At 35.6% G+C, this 15,294-nt stretch carries 13 protein-coding genes; 9 read left to right on the top strand and 4 right to left on the bottom strand.

The genetic code is table 11. The features are described from left to right. Positions 1 to 126: 126 nt before the first annotated feature. Genes ACZOVS_RS01510 through ACZOVS_RS01495 form a run of 4 tightly spaced genes read left to right on the top strand, consistent with a single transcriptional unit; the run spans position 127 to position 3,520 of the window. Positions 127 to 972 carry a prohibitin family protein gene (locus ACZOVS_RS01510; protein ID WP_483995473.1) on the top strand — a complete coding sequence of 282 codons (846 nt, stop codon included), beginning with the start codon at positions 127 to 129 and terminating at the stop codon, positions 970 to 972. A gap of 51 nt (positions 973 to 1,023) precedes the next feature. Then, complete coding sequence (smpB, locus tag ACZOVS_RS01505) at positions 1,024 to 1,494, top strand: SsrA-binding protein SmpB (protein ID WP_483995472.1); 471 nt, start codon at positions 1,024 to 1,026, stop codon at positions 1,492 to 1,494. 32 nt (positions 1,495 to 1,526) lie between these two features. After that, a complete protein-coding gene (locus ACZOVS_RS01500; RefSeq protein WP_483995471.1) occupies positions 1,527 to 2,024 on the top strand; it encodes a thioredoxin family protein in 498 nt (165 codons plus the stop codon). A 29-nt stretch (positions 2,025 to 2,053) separates the two neighbouring features. After that, complete coding sequence (locus ACZOVS_RS01495) at positions 2,054 to 3,520, top strand: hypothetical protein (RefSeq protein WP_483995470.1); 1,467 nt, start codon at positions 2,054 to 2,056, stop codon at positions 3,518 to 3,520. Here the strand turns inward: ACZOVS_RS01495 and ACZOVS_RS01490 are convergent. Further along, positions 3,495 to 5,198 (bottom strand): M23 family metallopeptidase, encoded by a 1,704-nt coding sequence (locus ACZOVS_RS01490; protein WP_483995469.1) that lies wholly within the window; start codon positions 5,196 to 5,198, stop codon positions 3,495 to 3,497. The genes ACZOVS_RS01495 and ACZOVS_RS01490 overlap by 26 nt on opposite strands. A 161-nt stretch (positions 5,199 to 5,359) precedes the next feature. On the opposite strand from ACZOVS_RS01490, the gene ACZOVS_RS01485 reads away from it, so the two are divergent. Genes ACZOVS_RS01485 through ACZOVS_RS01475 form a run of 3 tightly spaced genes read left to right on the top strand, consistent with a single transcriptional unit; the run spans position 5,360 to position 9,457 of the window. Further along, on the top strand, positions 5,360 to 7,288 hold the full coding sequence (locus tag ACZOVS_RS01485; RefSeq protein ID WP_483995468.1) for an LTA synthase family protein: 1,929 nt from the start codon (positions 5,360 to 5,362) through the stop codon (positions 7,286 to 7,288). Next, the gene (locus ACZOVS_RS01480) at positions 7,285 to 8,175 is read left to right on the top strand and encodes a diacylglycerol/lipid kinase family protein (protein WP_483995467.1); all 891 of its coding nucleotides are present in this window, start codon (positions 7,285 to 7,287) and stop codon (positions 8,173 to 8,175) included. Before ACZOVS_RS01485 ends, ACZOVS_RS01480 begins: the two co-directional genes overlap by 4 nt. Before the next feature lies 1 nt (position 8,176). Further along, a complete protein-coding gene (locus ACZOVS_RS01475) occupies positions 8,177 to 9,457 on the top strand; it encodes a mechanosensitive ion channel family protein (protein ID WP_483995466.1) in 1,281 nt (426 codons plus the stop codon). A 3-nt stretch (positions 9,458 to 9,460) separates the two neighbouring features. On the opposite strand, the gene ACZOVS_RS01470 is transcribed toward ACZOVS_RS01475, so the two are convergent. The 3 genes from ACZOVS_RS01470 to ACZOVS_RS01460 form a co-directional block, all read right to left on the bottom strand. After that, a complete protein-coding gene (locus tag ACZOVS_RS01470; RefSeq protein WP_483995465.1) occupies positions 9,461 to 10,153 on the bottom strand; it encodes a LytR/AlgR family response regulator transcription factor in 693 nt (230 codons plus the stop codon). Positions 10,154 to 10,155: 2 nt separating this feature from the next. Continuing rightward, complete coding sequence (locus ACZOVS_RS01465) at positions 10,156 to 11,235, bottom strand: sensor histidine kinase (RefSeq protein WP_483995464.1); 1,080 nt, start codon at positions 11,233 to 11,235, stop codon at positions 10,156 to 10,158. 99 nt (positions 11,236 to 11,334) lie between these two features. Beyond that, positions 11,335 to 12,852 carry a TrkH family potassium uptake protein gene (locus ACZOVS_RS01460; RefSeq protein WP_483995463.1) on the bottom strand — a complete coding sequence of 506 codons (1,518 nt, stop codon included), beginning with the start codon at positions 12,850 to 12,852 and terminating at the stop codon, positions 11,335 to 11,337. 273 nt (positions 12,853 to 13,125) lie between these two features. Here ACZOVS_RS01460 and ACZOVS_RS01455 point away from each other — a divergent pair, with 273 nt between their 5' ends. After that, complete coding sequence (locus ACZOVS_RS01455; RefSeq protein ID WP_483995462.1) at positions 13,126 to 13,617, top strand: lipocalin family protein; 492 nt, start codon at positions 13,126 to 13,128, stop codon at positions 13,615 to 13,617. A 309-nt stretch (positions 13,618 to 13,926) separates the two neighbouring features. Beyond that, positions 13,927 to 15,267 carry a TolC family protein gene (locus ACZOVS_RS01450; protein ID WP_483995461.1) on the top strand — a complete coding sequence of 447 codons (1,341 nt, stop codon included), beginning with the start codon at positions 13,927 to 13,929 and terminating at the stop codon, positions 15,265 to 15,267. Positions 15,268 to 15,294: the final 27 nt, after the last annotated feature.

The following is a 15,294-nucleotide window of genomic DNA, read 5'->3' as shown; positions in this document are numbered from 1 at the left end:
TGTTATTACAGATTGCAAAAATAGTTAGAAATATTAAAGTTTTTACGCATATCTGAAAAAAGATTAGTATTTTTGTACTTTGAAAGAACAGAGAAAACAATTATTAACCAACAACGAGACAAAAATATGCAATATCAACAGCAAAATCAGGAAAATCCGTTAAAGAAATACACTCCTATTATTATTATAGCATGTGTTATATTGTTGTTAATTATCTTTTGGAGTCGCATCACGGTGACAATACCCGCCGGACACGGAGGTGTGTTGTTCAGATTATTTGGCGGTGGTGTTGACACGAGCCGTACATACGAAGAGGGATTCCATTTCAAAGCGCCATGGAACACCATGTACATTTATGAGACAAGACAACAGGAGATATCCGAAGAAATGAGTGCGTTATCATCCAATGGATTGGAAATCAAAATTGAATTTTCGACATGGTATCAGCCGCAGTGGGAAGACCTTGGAGTATTACATGCCAAAATAGGAACAGATTATCTGTCTAGAGTCGTTGTTCCATCCATGCGTTCAGCAGCAAGAAGTGTAGTAGGACGTTATACACCGGAACAGATATATTCCACCAAACGTGACGCCATACAGGAAGAAATCTTTGTAGAGACAAAAAAACTTTTGGACGAAAAATACGTTCAGTTGAATCAGGTTCTTATACGTTCCGTTACCTTGCCTACTACTATAAAATCAGCTATCGAAAGCAAGTTGAAACAGGAACAGGAGGCTTTAGAATATGAATTCAAGTTGGATAAAGCTGCTCAAGAGGCTGAACGCCAGCGTGTTGAGGCTGAAGGGAAAGCTGCAGCCAACAATATAGTAAGTGCAAGTATCAACGACAAGATATTACGTGACAAAGGTATAGAAGCAACATTAAAACTTGCTGAATCACCTAATGCAAAAATTGTAATCATAGGAAACAGCAATGACGGTATGCCGTTGATTTTAGGAGATATAAAATAAAATACACAACGAAGCCGTGAAATATAAAACACGGCTTTTAAACATTTCATCATGAGTAAAAATAAGACACAACCGAATATTCACATAAAAAACAAACGAGCTTCGTTTGAGTATTTTCTCATAGACAGACTCGTTGCCGGTATTGTGTTGACAGGAACTGAGATTAAAAGTATCAGAGCGGGAAAAGCCAACATTACTGATGCATATTGTACCTTTATAAAAGATGAATTATATGTCATCGGCATGCACATAGCAGAGTATTCTTATGGTACATACAACAACCATTTCCCGAAAAGAGACAGAAAACTGCTTCTTACTCAAAGAGAACTGCGCAAACTGAAAGCCAAAGCCAATGAGAAAGGTTATACTATAATACCTGTAGATCTGTTTATCAACGATAAGGGTCTCGCCAAATTGGATATAGCTTTGGCAAAAGGAAAGCATTTTTATGACAAAAGAGAGTCTTTAAAAGATAAAGACAATAAAAAGGAAATAGAAAAAATACGTTATAAATATAATTGATTATGAATAAAATATTGTCAATATTAACATTAATGTGTATAATTTTACCATTCAATGTCAATGCTCAGAAAATCAATTGGCTGACATTTGAAGAGGCTATAGAACTCAACAAGGCAAATCCAAAAAAGATTTTCATAGATGTATATACAGACTGGTGCGGATGGTGTACTAAGATGGATCAGACCACATTTACGGATTCTGAAGTCGTGGAATATATGAACGAAAATTTTTATCCCGTAAAACTTAACGCTGAACAACAGGAACCTATTGAATACAACGGATATACATTCAAGTTCATCCCACAAGGACGTAGAGGTGCACACCAGCTTGCAGCATCACTTTTACAGGGCAAGATGTCATATCCATCTTATGTTTTTATGAATGAAGAAGAAAAACTGATAACCATATTGCCTGGCTACATGAAAGCGCCTGAATTTATCACAATATTGGAGTTTATTGGCTCTGATTCATTCCTTTCAATGCCTTTTGAAGAGTTCAAAAATAAAAATACGGATACAATAAAACAATAAGTATCCCGTAATCTTATAAAATAAGATACATGACAATACGTTTCAGGATATTATTAGCAATGTTTATAATTGCCCTTGGTATCAGTTCATGCAGAAAAGAATTATCATTCAGTGAAAACAGTGCTTTCAGCATAATCTTGTCAACCGATACCATTACATTCGATACTGTATTCACCACACTCGGTTCTTCTACAAGACAATTGATGGTTTATAACAATAATAAAGAAAACATCAAAATCAATTCCATAAAACTTGGTAATGGCAGTTCGTCATTTTTCAGCATCAATGTCGATGGAGAACCCGGTACAAGTTTCTTTGACAAGGAAATATATGCCGGTGACAGTTTGTTTATTTTCATCAAAGTAACTATTGACCCTGTAAATCAGAATAATCCTCTTTTCATTGAAGATTTCTTGGTTTTCAACACCAATGGCAATATCGATACCGTACATCTCACTGCATACGGACAAGACGCCAATTATATCATTGCTGACAGAACACTTGAAGGATTTCCTAAATTCAAAGTGGTTGCTGACAGTCTTGAAACTGCATATTGGACTGCCGAGAAGCCGTACGTCGTTTACGGTCATGCACTTATCAATTCATACGGGACTCTTGTCATAGAAGCCGGAGCAAGAATATATTTCCACAACGGCAGCGGGTTGTGGGCTTGGAGCGAAGGACAACTTATAGTAAACGGGACCATTGACAATCCTGTAGTATTTCAGGGTGACAGATTGGAGTCTTTCTATCAGGACAAAGCAGGACAATGGGACAGAATCTGGCTCATGGAGGCAAGAGAAGGCGGCGGTCATTATATCAACTACGCCATAATAAAGAACGGTTTCATTGGAATACAGGCTGAACGTTTTCTTAAAGACAACAAAGCGCCTTTGACAATCACCAACACCATCATCACCAATCACACCGGAATGGGTATTTACAGCCATAATTATCATATCAGTGCCTCCAATATCGTTGTGGCGAATTGCGGAAATTACGGCTTGGCATTGACAGGCGGAGGCTGGTATGAATTTACACACGGGTCTTTCCTGAACTACTGGTCCGCTTCAACAAGAACTACTCCAAATGTCTATCTTTCAAATATTTATACAGATCCCATGACCGGGAATCTGTATGCATACGGATTCGAAATGAAAATGAACAACAGCATAATGTACGGCAGCAAGGAAGAGGAATTCAATACTGATTTTTATCCGGGGACAGACAGCATATATACTTTCAACAACAGTCTTGTTAGAACACAATGGAAAAGCAATGTCTTCAACAATTGCCTGTTGAACAAAGACCCTAAAATTCTGGACTACGAAAATTACGACTATCATTTAGACACATTATCACCGGCTATCGGACTTGGCGACCCTTTGTATTCCACCGGAATACTGCAAATGGACCTTGATGGCATATCAAGAGGCAATTCTCCTGATGCAGGAGCTTATCAATATGTTCCTACCGAAGAACCGTCAACTCGGTAACAGTCTCATTTCCGACATTGTCTGTGATAACAATTTTAATTTTGTTAGTACCTTTCTTGGTATATTCGTCTATTTTATAGGACAAAAAATCTTTTTTTGCATCATAGTCAGTAAGCACCCAATGGTCATTTACGTACATGTTATATGACTTTATACCCGATTCTTTATCAATGATTTCCATATACAATGATGTATGTTTGGAGACGTCCCATTTTTCACCGAAGTTAATTAATCGCAATGTAGGAGCGACAGTATCGACGGACAATGCATATATTCCCAAACTATTGACCGAGCATTGCATCTCTTCATTTCTCATTACACCACCGCAAGGAATGAATTTACCTGTTTTGTCAATCTTTACTACATACAGATTCTTATTTCCTACATATTCTTTTTTCGGACGCAGTCGCAACTTGATGTATTTATGAACAGGAATATATTCCGAACCAATAAGATAAGCATAATCGGAAACGATATCACCTATAGAATCAATCTGTTTGGCTTTTATGTATTCATCCCGATAAAAACATTTTTCGGGTATTTCAGCATTAAAGCCATCGAGAGATACCGTCATCTCACAACCGTCAAAAACTCTATAATAACTTCTATCAGGCTGTGGTTTGGGTTTAACTTTTTCATATTCCGAGCCTTTAACCACAAAATCAAGTATTGAAGCATTGCCATGATAATCTTTCACTACAAGATGCATATTTATCATATCACCTTCTTCGACATAAATAGATCCATTTTTCTCACTACTCATTCTTAATATATTAAACGGATCACGTTCAGTTCTCACATAATACACTTTATTTTTTATGTAATGGGAATAATCAGTAAGACTGTTTATGTAACGTGTTTCATCGTATGAATAAGAATCTGCATAAAAAGAAAAAAGCAGTTCATCATCGGCAAAAAGCTCTATGCTGTAAACACCGTTCTTATTGGGTGTATCATTTGCCCTGTCGAATGCAGAGATGCCGAATGCGATGGCACCTTGTGCTGCAATAACATCGTTTTTCAATGATAATTTCCCATTTTTTTTCATAACATCAAAAAAGCAAACAGTATCTCTCCCATTTACCAATGCATCATTCAAAGGATATACAGCCAAAGAAGACAAAACAGGTTTGATATCATCTTTCACTTTAAGACCAAAAAAAAGTGGATTGACAGGTTCCTCTGTCTTTGTATAACGCAACTCATAATGAAGATGAGGACCTCCGGAACTGCCGCTATTACCGCTACGACCAAGATAATCACCTTTTTTTATTACAATCTCATTTTCTTTCAATATAATATTTTGTCTGAATGACTGTGTTTCATATTGTTTCTCTCGCACATACTCTCCTATCTCATCATTAAAACACTGCAAGTGAGCATAAACAGACATAAAACCGTCGTTATGTGTGACATAGATTGCCTTGCCATAACCGTATGGCGACACTGATATACGACTGACATACCCATCGGCGACAGCAAAAACCTCCTTTCCTTCCACTCCTCCGGTTTTAATATCGACACCGGCATGAAAAGCATTGCTGCGTAACTCACCGAAAGTAGCCGACAGATACACCGGTATGCGTAAAGGCGATGGATATTGTGGAAATTCATTATTTTCTTGAGCATTGACAATCAACATCACACACAACAAAAAAGTCAACAATACATATTTCATAAAAAACTATTTTTTTGCAAAGTTAACGATAATATCACTTCGGTTATTTCAAAACAGATTAAAAACAAAACGCAATTTACTTTTTTCCAACAATAAAATCCTAAATGACATTGTTTGGTAAAACCTTTTTTATATTTTTGTAAATCAATTTCGAATTTGTGATGAAGAAAAAAGAAGTATCTCTATTTAAGCTTTTTGCTTTGAGATTAAGCATAATGTTGCTGATATTGGCAATCAGTCGATGGCTTCTATATGTATTTAACAGTCAAAATTTCAACAACTTATCTTTTATAGAATTATTAAGACTATTTTTTATCGGATTACGATTCGACATAAGCACCTTAGTAATATTCAATATCCCCATTATTATATTTTATGGATTACCATTAAAACTGAAATATAACAAAGTTTACAAAAAAGTCGTTGACATAATATATATTATCGGAAACTCCATTGCCGTAGGACTAAACCTCATCGATGTAATATATTTTCGTTATATAGACAAAAGAATGACATCGGAGTTATTCTCTTTCATAACCGATAATGGCGAAAATCAAGGCAGTCTTGTTATACAATTTGCCATTGACTTTTGGTATATGTTATTAATTTTCATAATATTCACCCTATCAATCATTTTATTGACACGCAAGACACAATTAAAAAAGCCATATTTAATAAACAATATAACATGGTATATCAGCAACAGCATAAGTTTTTTAATATTAGTTTTCTGTTCGGTTATCGGTATTAGAGGCGGTTTTCAGTTAAAACCTATCAATATTCTTGCTGCTGCACGGCATACAAGTATCGAAAACGTGCCATTAGTGATAAACACCCCCTTTTCCATCATAAAGGGCAATTCAGGTAATATACTGAAAAAAATAACATTTTTCTCAGATGAAGAGATAGAATCCATGTACACTCCCAAGCATGAGAATCCAAAGCGTAACAGATTTGTAAAAGATTTTGAGACAAGACCAAATTTCGTAATAATCATATTGGAAAGTTTTGGACAGGAAGTTATTGGATTCTACAACAAAGAGATGGATAACAATCTTACACCGTTTTTAGACAGCATATTGAGCAATAGTTTGGTTTTCGACGGCATGGCGAACGGGAGAAAATCCATAGAAGCCTTACCATCAATATTTTGCGGGATTCCATCACTGATAGGAATAGATTATCCATCTTCCCGTTATTCAGCCAATCATGTAGAAGGGATAGGATTCTTGTTAAAACGTCAAGGTTATACAACAGCATTCTTTCATGGAGGCAACAACGGGACCATGAGTTTTGATGCCACAGCGGCAGCCGCCGGATTCGATTATTATTATGGAAGAACCGAATATAACAACGACAATGATTTTGACGGCAGATGGGGCATCTTTGACATGCCGTTCCTACAATATACGGTTAAACAATTAGACACTCTCAGCAAGCCTTTTATTTCTGCTATATTCACATTGTCGTCTCACCATCCTTTCAAACTGCCGAAAAATTATTACATCACAGACAAATCCATAGAAACAGATTTTGAAAAAACAGTACGCTATACCGATGATGCGTTGAGAGCCTTTTTTGAAACTGCAAAACAGAAAGAATGGTTCGACAGTACTGTTTTCATCATCACTGCAGACCATGTCAACCCGGAACATCTTTATGAAAATTACATAAACCCACGCTGTACTTACAGAATACCATTGGCATTTTACAGTCCTTGTCTCATTGAACCATTTGCAAGCAATGAGATAATGCAGCAGGCAGACATAAACATATCCATAGCAGGTCTTTTGAATCTCAATGATTCAATTTTCAGTTTTGGGAGAAATGTATTCGATACTATAGAAAAACCTTCTTTTATAAGTTATCTTAACAACATTTATCAATATTCTGATGGACAATATCTGATGCAAACCGATGGAGACAACATCAAAGCCATATACAACATTATTGAAGACCCGTTGTTAGAGAATAACATATATGATGATACTGACAGCATCAAGTGGCAACAACTTGACAAATGTTTTAAACTGCATTTGCAACAATACAATAATAGAATGATTAACAATAAATTATATATCAAGAGATGAAAAAGAAGATACATTTTATTGTCAATCCCATATCCGGTCGTCACAACAAGGAAACATTTCCCGATAAAGTTTCCAAGCTAATCAATAAAGAGTTATTTGATTATTATATCACTTTCACCGAACATCCCGGTCATGGTGAAGAACTTGCAAAAAAGTCGGTTTCCGACGGCATAGACATTGTAGCAGCTGTAGGAGGAGACGGCACCATCAATGAGATAGCCAGATGTCTGATAGACACTGAAGTGGCTTTAGGCATTATACCTTTCGGTTCAGGCAATGGATTAGCACATCATCTGCGACTGCCTCTAAATGTTGAAAAGGCGATAAAGGAAGTCATCAACAACGGTTTTGTCACCAAAATAGACACTGCCACAATCAATGGCAGGCATTTTGTAAGCATAGCAGGAATAGGATTCGATGCTCTCATTGCCGACTCATTCGCCAAAGATCCAAACAGAGGATTGAAGACATACCTCAAAATCATCACCGAAGAATATCCTTATTTTGAGCCGGAACATTACAAACTGACATTCGACGATGCCACTACAATAGACTGTTCACCACTGTTCATATCATTTGCCAATTCAAATCAATTTGGATTCAATGCTGCCGTCAGTCCAAAAGCATCATTGAACGACGGATTCCTGGATGTCTGTGTATTTCGCAAGCCATATCTTATCGAAGTGCCGTTTGTTGCCGGAATGCTTATGACACAGAGAATAGACAAAAGCAATCATGTCGATATTTATAAAGCCAAGAAAATAAATGTAGTACGTAAAAAAAACGGCATAGCCAATGTAGATGGAGAAGTCGTTGAAATGGAAAAGGATATAGAAGTAAAAATAAAGGAGCTAAGTTTAAATGTTTTGATTCCAAGAATGTTTTAATATGATAAACAAATACATACAATTTCTCATCAAGATAGGAGAAGAATTCAAATATTCTACCGAAACGGCAACCATAATAGCAGAACTCATCACCTTTTTAACGATATTGGCAATATCAATATTAGTATTCTTCTTATGTAAACTGATTATCAACAAAGGTGTCACATATTTAAACAGAAAGACCGACAACATATTCGTAAAATTAGTTGTCAGTAACAAAGTGTTCACACGTTTGTGCTTATTGGTACCCACGTATATCATAAGAGAGACTGCCATAGATGCGATGCCCACCCTGACAAGACTGCAACATTTCGTCATAATATTGACAAGGATATATGAAATTTTCGTATATACCAGAATTATCGACTCCATATTGAATGTAATACACGGTGTTTACAACAGTTATGAGATGTCGAAAAGCAAGCCGATAAAAGGGGTAATACAGGTATTGAAGTTCTTTGCATATATTATATGTGTGTTACTCATTTTAGCGGTATTGACAAACAAGCAATTATCAAACATTTTGATAGGATTAGGAACACTTTCGGCTGTACTTATGCTGGTATTCAAAGATCCCATTTTAGGGTTTGTCGGAAGTATTCAACTAACCATCAATGACATGCTGCGTATTGGAGACTGGATAGTCATGACGAAGAACAATGCCGACGGAGAGGTACTTGATATCGGTCTCACTACTGTCAAGGTACAAAACTGGGATAATACCATTACTACAATACCGACATATTCGCTTATTTCTGAGTCGTTTACAAATTGGAGAGGAATGTCTGAATCAGGCGGACGACGAATAGCACGTTCCATAATAATAGATGCCGACACTGTAAAATTTTGCACTCCTGAAATGTTAGAACGTTTTAAGAAATATCAACTTGTGGAACGATATATTTCCGACAAAGAAGCAGAAATAACATTTTACAACAAAGAAAACAATATAGATACCAGCAATCTTGTTAACGGACGCCGTCAAACAAACATTGGCATCTTCAGAGCATATCTGAGAGAATATCTCATGTCGAATCCCAACCTTAACCATAACATGACACTTATGGTAAGGCAACTGACGCCTACGGAATACGGAATACCTATTCAAGTTTATGCTTTCAGTGCGAACAAAGAATGGAAAGCATACGAAAACATACAGAGCGACATATTTGACCATATTTATGCTGTAGTGCCTATGTTTGACCTTAGAGTATATCAAAAACCGTCGAGCAATACAATCACACGTTTAGGCGAAGAAACAATAGATAATCTAAAACATTGATAATCAAGAAAGTCTTTCGATAAGTTCATCTCTATAACTTGCTCCTATCGGAATCTTGTTGCCGGCCACCGTTACTGTAGTTTTATCTATATCCTCTATATATTTTAAAGATACTATGTATGACTTATGAACACGAATAAACATATCCTTAGGCAAGGTATCCTGAAGGTTTTTCAAAGAATATAAAGCCGTAATCCTTCTTGTAACAGTATGGAAAGTTACATATTCATGCTGACCTTCAATAAAATACAAATCTGCAAGATTAACTTTGTAAAGTTTATAATCGGCTTTCACCATAATATAATCCGATATTTCAGACACTTGATTATCCTCATTGTGACAATAATCCATAGTCTTAGTAACAGCCTGCAGGAAACGCGGGAAATCGAAAGGTTTAAGCAGATAATCGACGACACCTAGAGAGAAAGCATCGACGGCATATTCAGAATATGCCGTAGTAAGAATCACAGCCGGCGGATTCTTCAATGACTTTAACATTTCCATACCAGTGAGATCCGGCATCTGAATATCAAGAAGTAAGATATCTACCTTCTCATTATGCAGAACCTCCATTGCCTTAATTGCATCAGAACATGTATCTACAAGATACAGAGACTCTACCTTCGAAACATATTCCTGCAGTAATTTTCTTGCAAGAAATTCATCATCAACTATCAGTACATTATATTTTTTCATAATCACTTACCTCCTATCACAATAGTAACTCTATACTTATTATCATTATTTTTTATTTCAAAAGAATAATCATTACCATAATACAAATTAAGACGACGTTTTACATTCTGCAAACCTATATTGCTGTCAACTTTTTTCACCTGAACACCGGCAGGTATTATAACATTGGATTTCACAGAATTTTCTGCCACAAAAGTAAGATAACAACCTTTCTGTACCAATGAAAAATAGACATACCCATCCGGGTCGTTTTCCAATCTGCTATGTTTAAAACTATTTTCAATAATAGGTTGAAGTATCATAGGCGGCATTTTAAAACCACAATTCTCTATTTTCTTGTCAAATTTCACATTGGCGTCTCCTTCTATTCTAAGTAACTGGAAATCAATGTAGTTTTCTATATATTTTACTTCTTTTTCTATAGAAATATTATCTGCCTGACAATCCACCATGACATAACGTAACATTTCGGATAATTTTAAAACGCTTGCCGGGGCACTGTCATCGTGAGTATATGCCAAAGAATATATGTTATTCAATGCATTAAATAAGAAATGTGGATTTATCTGAGATTTAAGATAACGCAATTCCATATCAAGTTTCTCGCTTTTCAATTCATTCATGATACGACTTTTTTCTCTATCAGATATTTGAAGATTCGTAATAACACTAACTGCCACAACGGCCGTAAAAAGGATCAACCTGATAAGATATGGTACCACAAACTTCTCCGGAGCATTCTTTGGTTGAGGCAACTCGTATGGCAGGAAATTCTTCATTATAGATACCATGTTAAACTCAAAAAACACACTAATCCATGCCGTACCAAGCACCAGAATGAAATTCAAAAAATAAAACATTGCAACTTTCTTTCTTTCCAGAAAATATTTCACCAATATTTTAGATTCGATAAAGCTCATTAAAATAAGTGTAGCGGTGACAAAAGAAGCATGAATAATAGAAAACAGCAGACCTTCCCCCCATAAAAGCAGCAAAAAAAACAAAAATACCACACACCAAGCTATAATAATATTAATCTTGGTGTTATTAACATTTATTTTGATTTTTTTCAACTTAAACATTTCAGCCTTTGTATTTCAATGCAAAGATAAAACAAGGAATAATACAAAGGTAAACAATTCAACAAATACAAAAATAAAATCACCCAAACATTATTATTGTTATTTATTTTTCCAGAAAGCCGGAGTAAAGAGAATCAATACAGTAAAAATCTCAAGACGTCCTACAAGCATCAGGAATGACATAAACCATTTTGCCACAGCAGAAAGTTCATCGAAGCCGGCAGCGAACCTTCCTATGCTAGGACCCATATTGCTTAAAGCCGTAATAGTGTTAAAAATACTCTCATCGAAATTGCACCCTGTCAATATCAGAACTATCACACTGAATATACATAAGAAAAGATAAAAAAACAAAAAATTGAGGACTCTGGCCAATTGTTCATCAATGATTACCTCCTTTGACATTCGAACCGTAAAAACAGCATTGGGATGCAACATTTTTTTAATTGCGTTATTGACAGATTTAAGACAAATAGCAACACGAATGATTTTGATACCGCCACTTGATGAACCTGCACAAGCCCCACTTACCATTATTAATAAGGTAGGTATCATAAACAAGCCACCCCATGCGTTAAAGTCGGAACAGCTCGACTGAAAACTCGTTGAAGATATTACAGAAGAAACATAAAACAAAGATGTGCGGAAACGGCTTTCAAAATCTTGTGGGTATGCTGATATATCTGTATATACGGTATGAACATCGGGAGCTATATAAAAAAGTCCGATAAACAAAGAGACACATAACACAAAAATGCCAATATACCAACGCAGTTCCTCATTTTTAGCAACTTCACCCAAATGACCTGTGATAAGCAAATAATACAAAGAAAAATTCACACCTGAAATCAACATGAAGAAACTGCCGACATATTCGAGATAAGGCGAGTTCCAGTAACCAAAACTCTCATTATGAGTGCTGATACCTCCCGTTGCTATTGTTGACATGGCATGACATACAGCATCGAAGAAATTCATCGGTCCCATATAATAGAAAAAAGCACACATCAATGTAAGCATGATGTATATACCCCACAATCGTCGTGCTGTCATCATCATTTTGGGATGTAACTTTTTAACACCAATACCTGACATCTCTGCAGAGAAAAGCATTACATTGTTGGAACTACGATTTATGGCGGGTATGATAGCCAGGAAAAGCACTATGATACCTAAACCGCCAAGCCATTGTATCATACTTCTCCAAAACAGTATTCCGTGAGAAAGGTTGTCTATATCTTCGACTACAGTGATACCGGTAGTAGTAAATCCTGAAATGGATTCAAAAAAAGCATCAGTAATACTGTTAATAGTCCCTGTCATGAGAAAAGGCAACATTCCGAATATGGAAAACAATATCCATGTAACCGTCACTATGATAAAAGAATCCTTCATCGTCAGATTTGAGAGATAAACACGACCTCTTTGTTTGTCATGCTTTTCTCTACCGGCTGACAGAAGAATAAATCCAAAAATGCCGGTCACCATGGTAGAAGCCAAAAACGCAGCAACATCTGTTTCACCATATTGGTAATGGTAATAGAATGCCACTAAAGAGGTCAGAAACATAAAAAATGCCTCGAACAACAAAAAAACGCCATATATCTTAGACTTCATATTCCAGCATCTTTTGAGCAGTAAAAGTACAATATTTTTGTCATATCCATAAAAAAAGATTCAACCATTCACAAATAATAATTATTTTATTGATTACCAATACAAATACTGTCAATATTACTATTTCTTCAATTAACTCAACAAATTTTTATTATAAAAAATGTTAATAAGAATCATTAAAAAATATTTATCTACATATATTTCTATTACTTTTGTTAAAAAAATATATTTATGAACAAAATAAATTATTTTATGTTTTAAAGAAAAAAAGACATGAGAACTTTAATTATTATGATTTTATTTAATTTTATTAGCACACAGGAAATTACATTTAACGACAGTACCACATATATTGATATTGCCAAATATCTCGGAAAGTGGTATGAGATAGCGAGATTGGATCATTCATTTGAAAAGAATATGGAAAAAGTAACTGCAGAATATATTTTGCAACATGACGGAAGCATCAAAGTTATCAACAGCGGATACAGAAAGGGCAAACATAAAGTTGCTGAAGGAAAGGCAAAAACCACTAACACACCGGGATTGTTAAGAGTGTCATTTTTCATGAATATATATTCCGATTACCGTGTATTGTATATTGATGAGAATTATGAATATGTACTTGTTGGAGGAAGTTCGCCACGTTACTTGTGGATACTGTCGCGCAAGCCTCAGCTGTCGGAAGAAATAATAGCCTCTTTGATTGAAAACGCGAAGGAAAGAGGCTATAATACGGAAGATATCATCATGGTGCACCAATAACGACAAATCTATTATACATTTATTAAAAAGACCCATCAATTTGTAAGATACTTAAGTATTAACAAACAAAGTATCGAATACAAAATGACTTGGTCTTTTTTTATTTTTACCTCCATTAGATAAAAAATAAAGCTGCCGAAAAGTAATTTAAGACACAGGAAAATTGAAATGAAGCAAAAGTAAGTTGAGACAACATTTTATTTTGTTGAAATGTTGAGTTATAGATATTTAACGACAAGCTTTTTTTATACTTTTGCAGAAAATAACTTTTGTAGAAATAATTTTAAAAATATTCAAACAACACAAAAAATGTTTAGGCACAATAGATTAGTTTTAATTGTTTTGTTTGTACTTTTAGTGTTAAGACAGGGCAATGTCAATGCACAAAACGAAAAAGTCGAACTAACGTTATCAGAAGCCATAGAAATAGCACTTAATGAAAGCAACAGTGTTAAGATGGCTGATTTTACGATAGAGAAAACCGGTTATGCTAAAAAAGGCACATACGCCTCTCTTTATCCCAACATTAATGTATCCGGAGATTATCAAAGGACTATCCAGAAACAAGTTATGGCAATGGATTTTGGAGGGCAAGCCATGGATATTGAAGTTGGAAAGGCGAACAATATATCGGCAGGATTATCTGCCACCATGCCACTTGTCAATGCACAATTGTGGAAAAGTCTCAAGCTGTCGGCACTCGATGTTGAGGTTGCCGTAGAACAGGCACGTTCGTCACGTATCTCCATGGTATCGCAAGTCAAACAATCGTTTTACGCTGTTTTGCTTTCCAAAGAAGTATATTATGTATATAAAGAGGTGTACGACAACGCCGCCAAAAACTTTGAAGATACCGAAAGAAAATATAAAGTCGGTGAGGTATCTGAATATGATTATCTCAGGTCTCAAGTAACATACAAGAATGCTGAACCTAACGTTTACAGTTCAGAATGTGCTGTAGAACTTGCCATCTGGCAGTTAAAAGCCGTTATGGGCATCGACCTTGCCACCGATATTGACGTAATTGGCAGTTTAGACGAATTTACTGATGAAATGTTGTCGAGCAGTCTTGTTTATGATAGTATCAATATTGAAAACAACAGTGACCTTAAACAGTTGGACATACAAATGTCCATGATAGATGAGACCATCAAGATGGTTAAATATCAATATATTCCGACTTTGTCCGGCTCTTTTGCATATAATTTCATGGCAATGGGAGACGATTTCGACATAAAATGGAATCCATACTCAGTCGTTGGCATAAGTCTTAATATTCCAATATTCGATGGTTTTTCCAAGCACAACAGTATCAAGCAATATAAAATGGAAAAGAATATCTTAAATCTCACCATTGAAGATACAAGACGTAATCTCAACATTGCAATTAAGAACTACAACGACCAGATGGGTACATATATCAAGAACTATTCTGCAGCAGAATCCACATTGGCTGTCGCTCAGAAGAGTTACGACATAGCAGAAAAAATGTATGAATGCGGTAAAGCCACATTATTAGAGCTTAACGATGCCCAATTGGCACTCACTCAGGCTCAACTAACTCTTAATCAAGCCATTTACGATTTCATGGTAGCTAAAGCATCATTAGATGAACTAATGGGTGTAGATTATGAATCCAATGAAAAATAACCAAGAAGAAAAAATTAAACAAATATT

Source organism: Candidatus Limimorpha avicola (assembly GCF_056978975.1).
Note: the sequence above shows the minus strand (reverse complement) of the source record. Positions and strands in the feature narration are given on the sequence as shown.

Excerpts from the sequence above, each read along its gene's own strand:
- ACZOVS_RS01510 (WP_483995473.1), top strand. The coding sequence starts at position 127 with ATGCAATATCAACAGCAAAATCAGGAAAATCCGTTAAAGAAATACACT.
- smpB (WP_483995472.1), top strand. The coding sequence starts at position 1,024 with ATGAGTAAAAATAAGACACAACCGAATATTCACATAAAAAACAAACGA.
- ACZOVS_RS01500 (WP_483995471.1), top strand. The coding sequence starts at position 1,527 with ATGTGTATAATTTTACCATTCAATGTCAATGCTCAGAAAATCAATTGG.
- ACZOVS_RS01495 (WP_483995470.1), top strand. The coding sequence starts at position 2,054 with ATGACAATACGTTTCAGGATATTATTAGCAATGTTTATAATTGCCCTT.
- ACZOVS_RS01490 (WP_483995469.1), bottom strand. The coding sequence starts at position 5,198 with ATGAAATATGTATTGTTGACTTTTTTGTTGTGTGTGATGTTGATTGTC.
- ACZOVS_RS01485 (WP_483995468.1), top strand. The coding sequence starts at position 5,360 with ATGAAGAAAAAAGAAGTATCTCTATTTAAGCTTTTTGCTTTGAGATTA.
- ACZOVS_RS01480 (WP_483995467.1), top strand. The coding sequence starts at position 7,285 with ATGAAAAAGAAGATACATTTTATTGTCAATCCCATATCCGGTCGTCAC.
- ACZOVS_RS01475 (WP_483995466.1), top strand. The coding sequence starts at position 8,177 with ATGATAAACAAATACATACAATTTCTCATCAAGATAGGAGAAGAATTC.
- ACZOVS_RS01470 (WP_483995465.1), bottom strand. The coding sequence starts at position 10,153 with ATGAAAAAATATAATGTACTGATAGTTGATGATGAATTTCTTGCAAGA.
- ACZOVS_RS01465 (WP_483995464.1), bottom strand. The coding sequence starts at position 11,235 with ATGTTTAAGTTGAAAAAAATCAAAATAAATGTTAATAACACCAAGATT.
- ACZOVS_RS01460 (WP_483995463.1), bottom strand. The coding sequence starts at position 12,852 with ATGAAGTCTAAGATATATGGCGTTTTTTTGTTGTTCGAGGCATTTTTT.
- ACZOVS_RS01455 (WP_483995462.1), top strand. The coding sequence starts at position 13,126 with ATGAGAACTTTAATTATTATGATTTTATTTAATTTTATTAGCACACAG.
- ACZOVS_RS01450 (WP_483995461.1), top strand. The coding sequence starts at position 13,927 with ATGTTTAGGCACAATAGATTAGTTTTAATTGTTTTGTTTGTACTTTTA.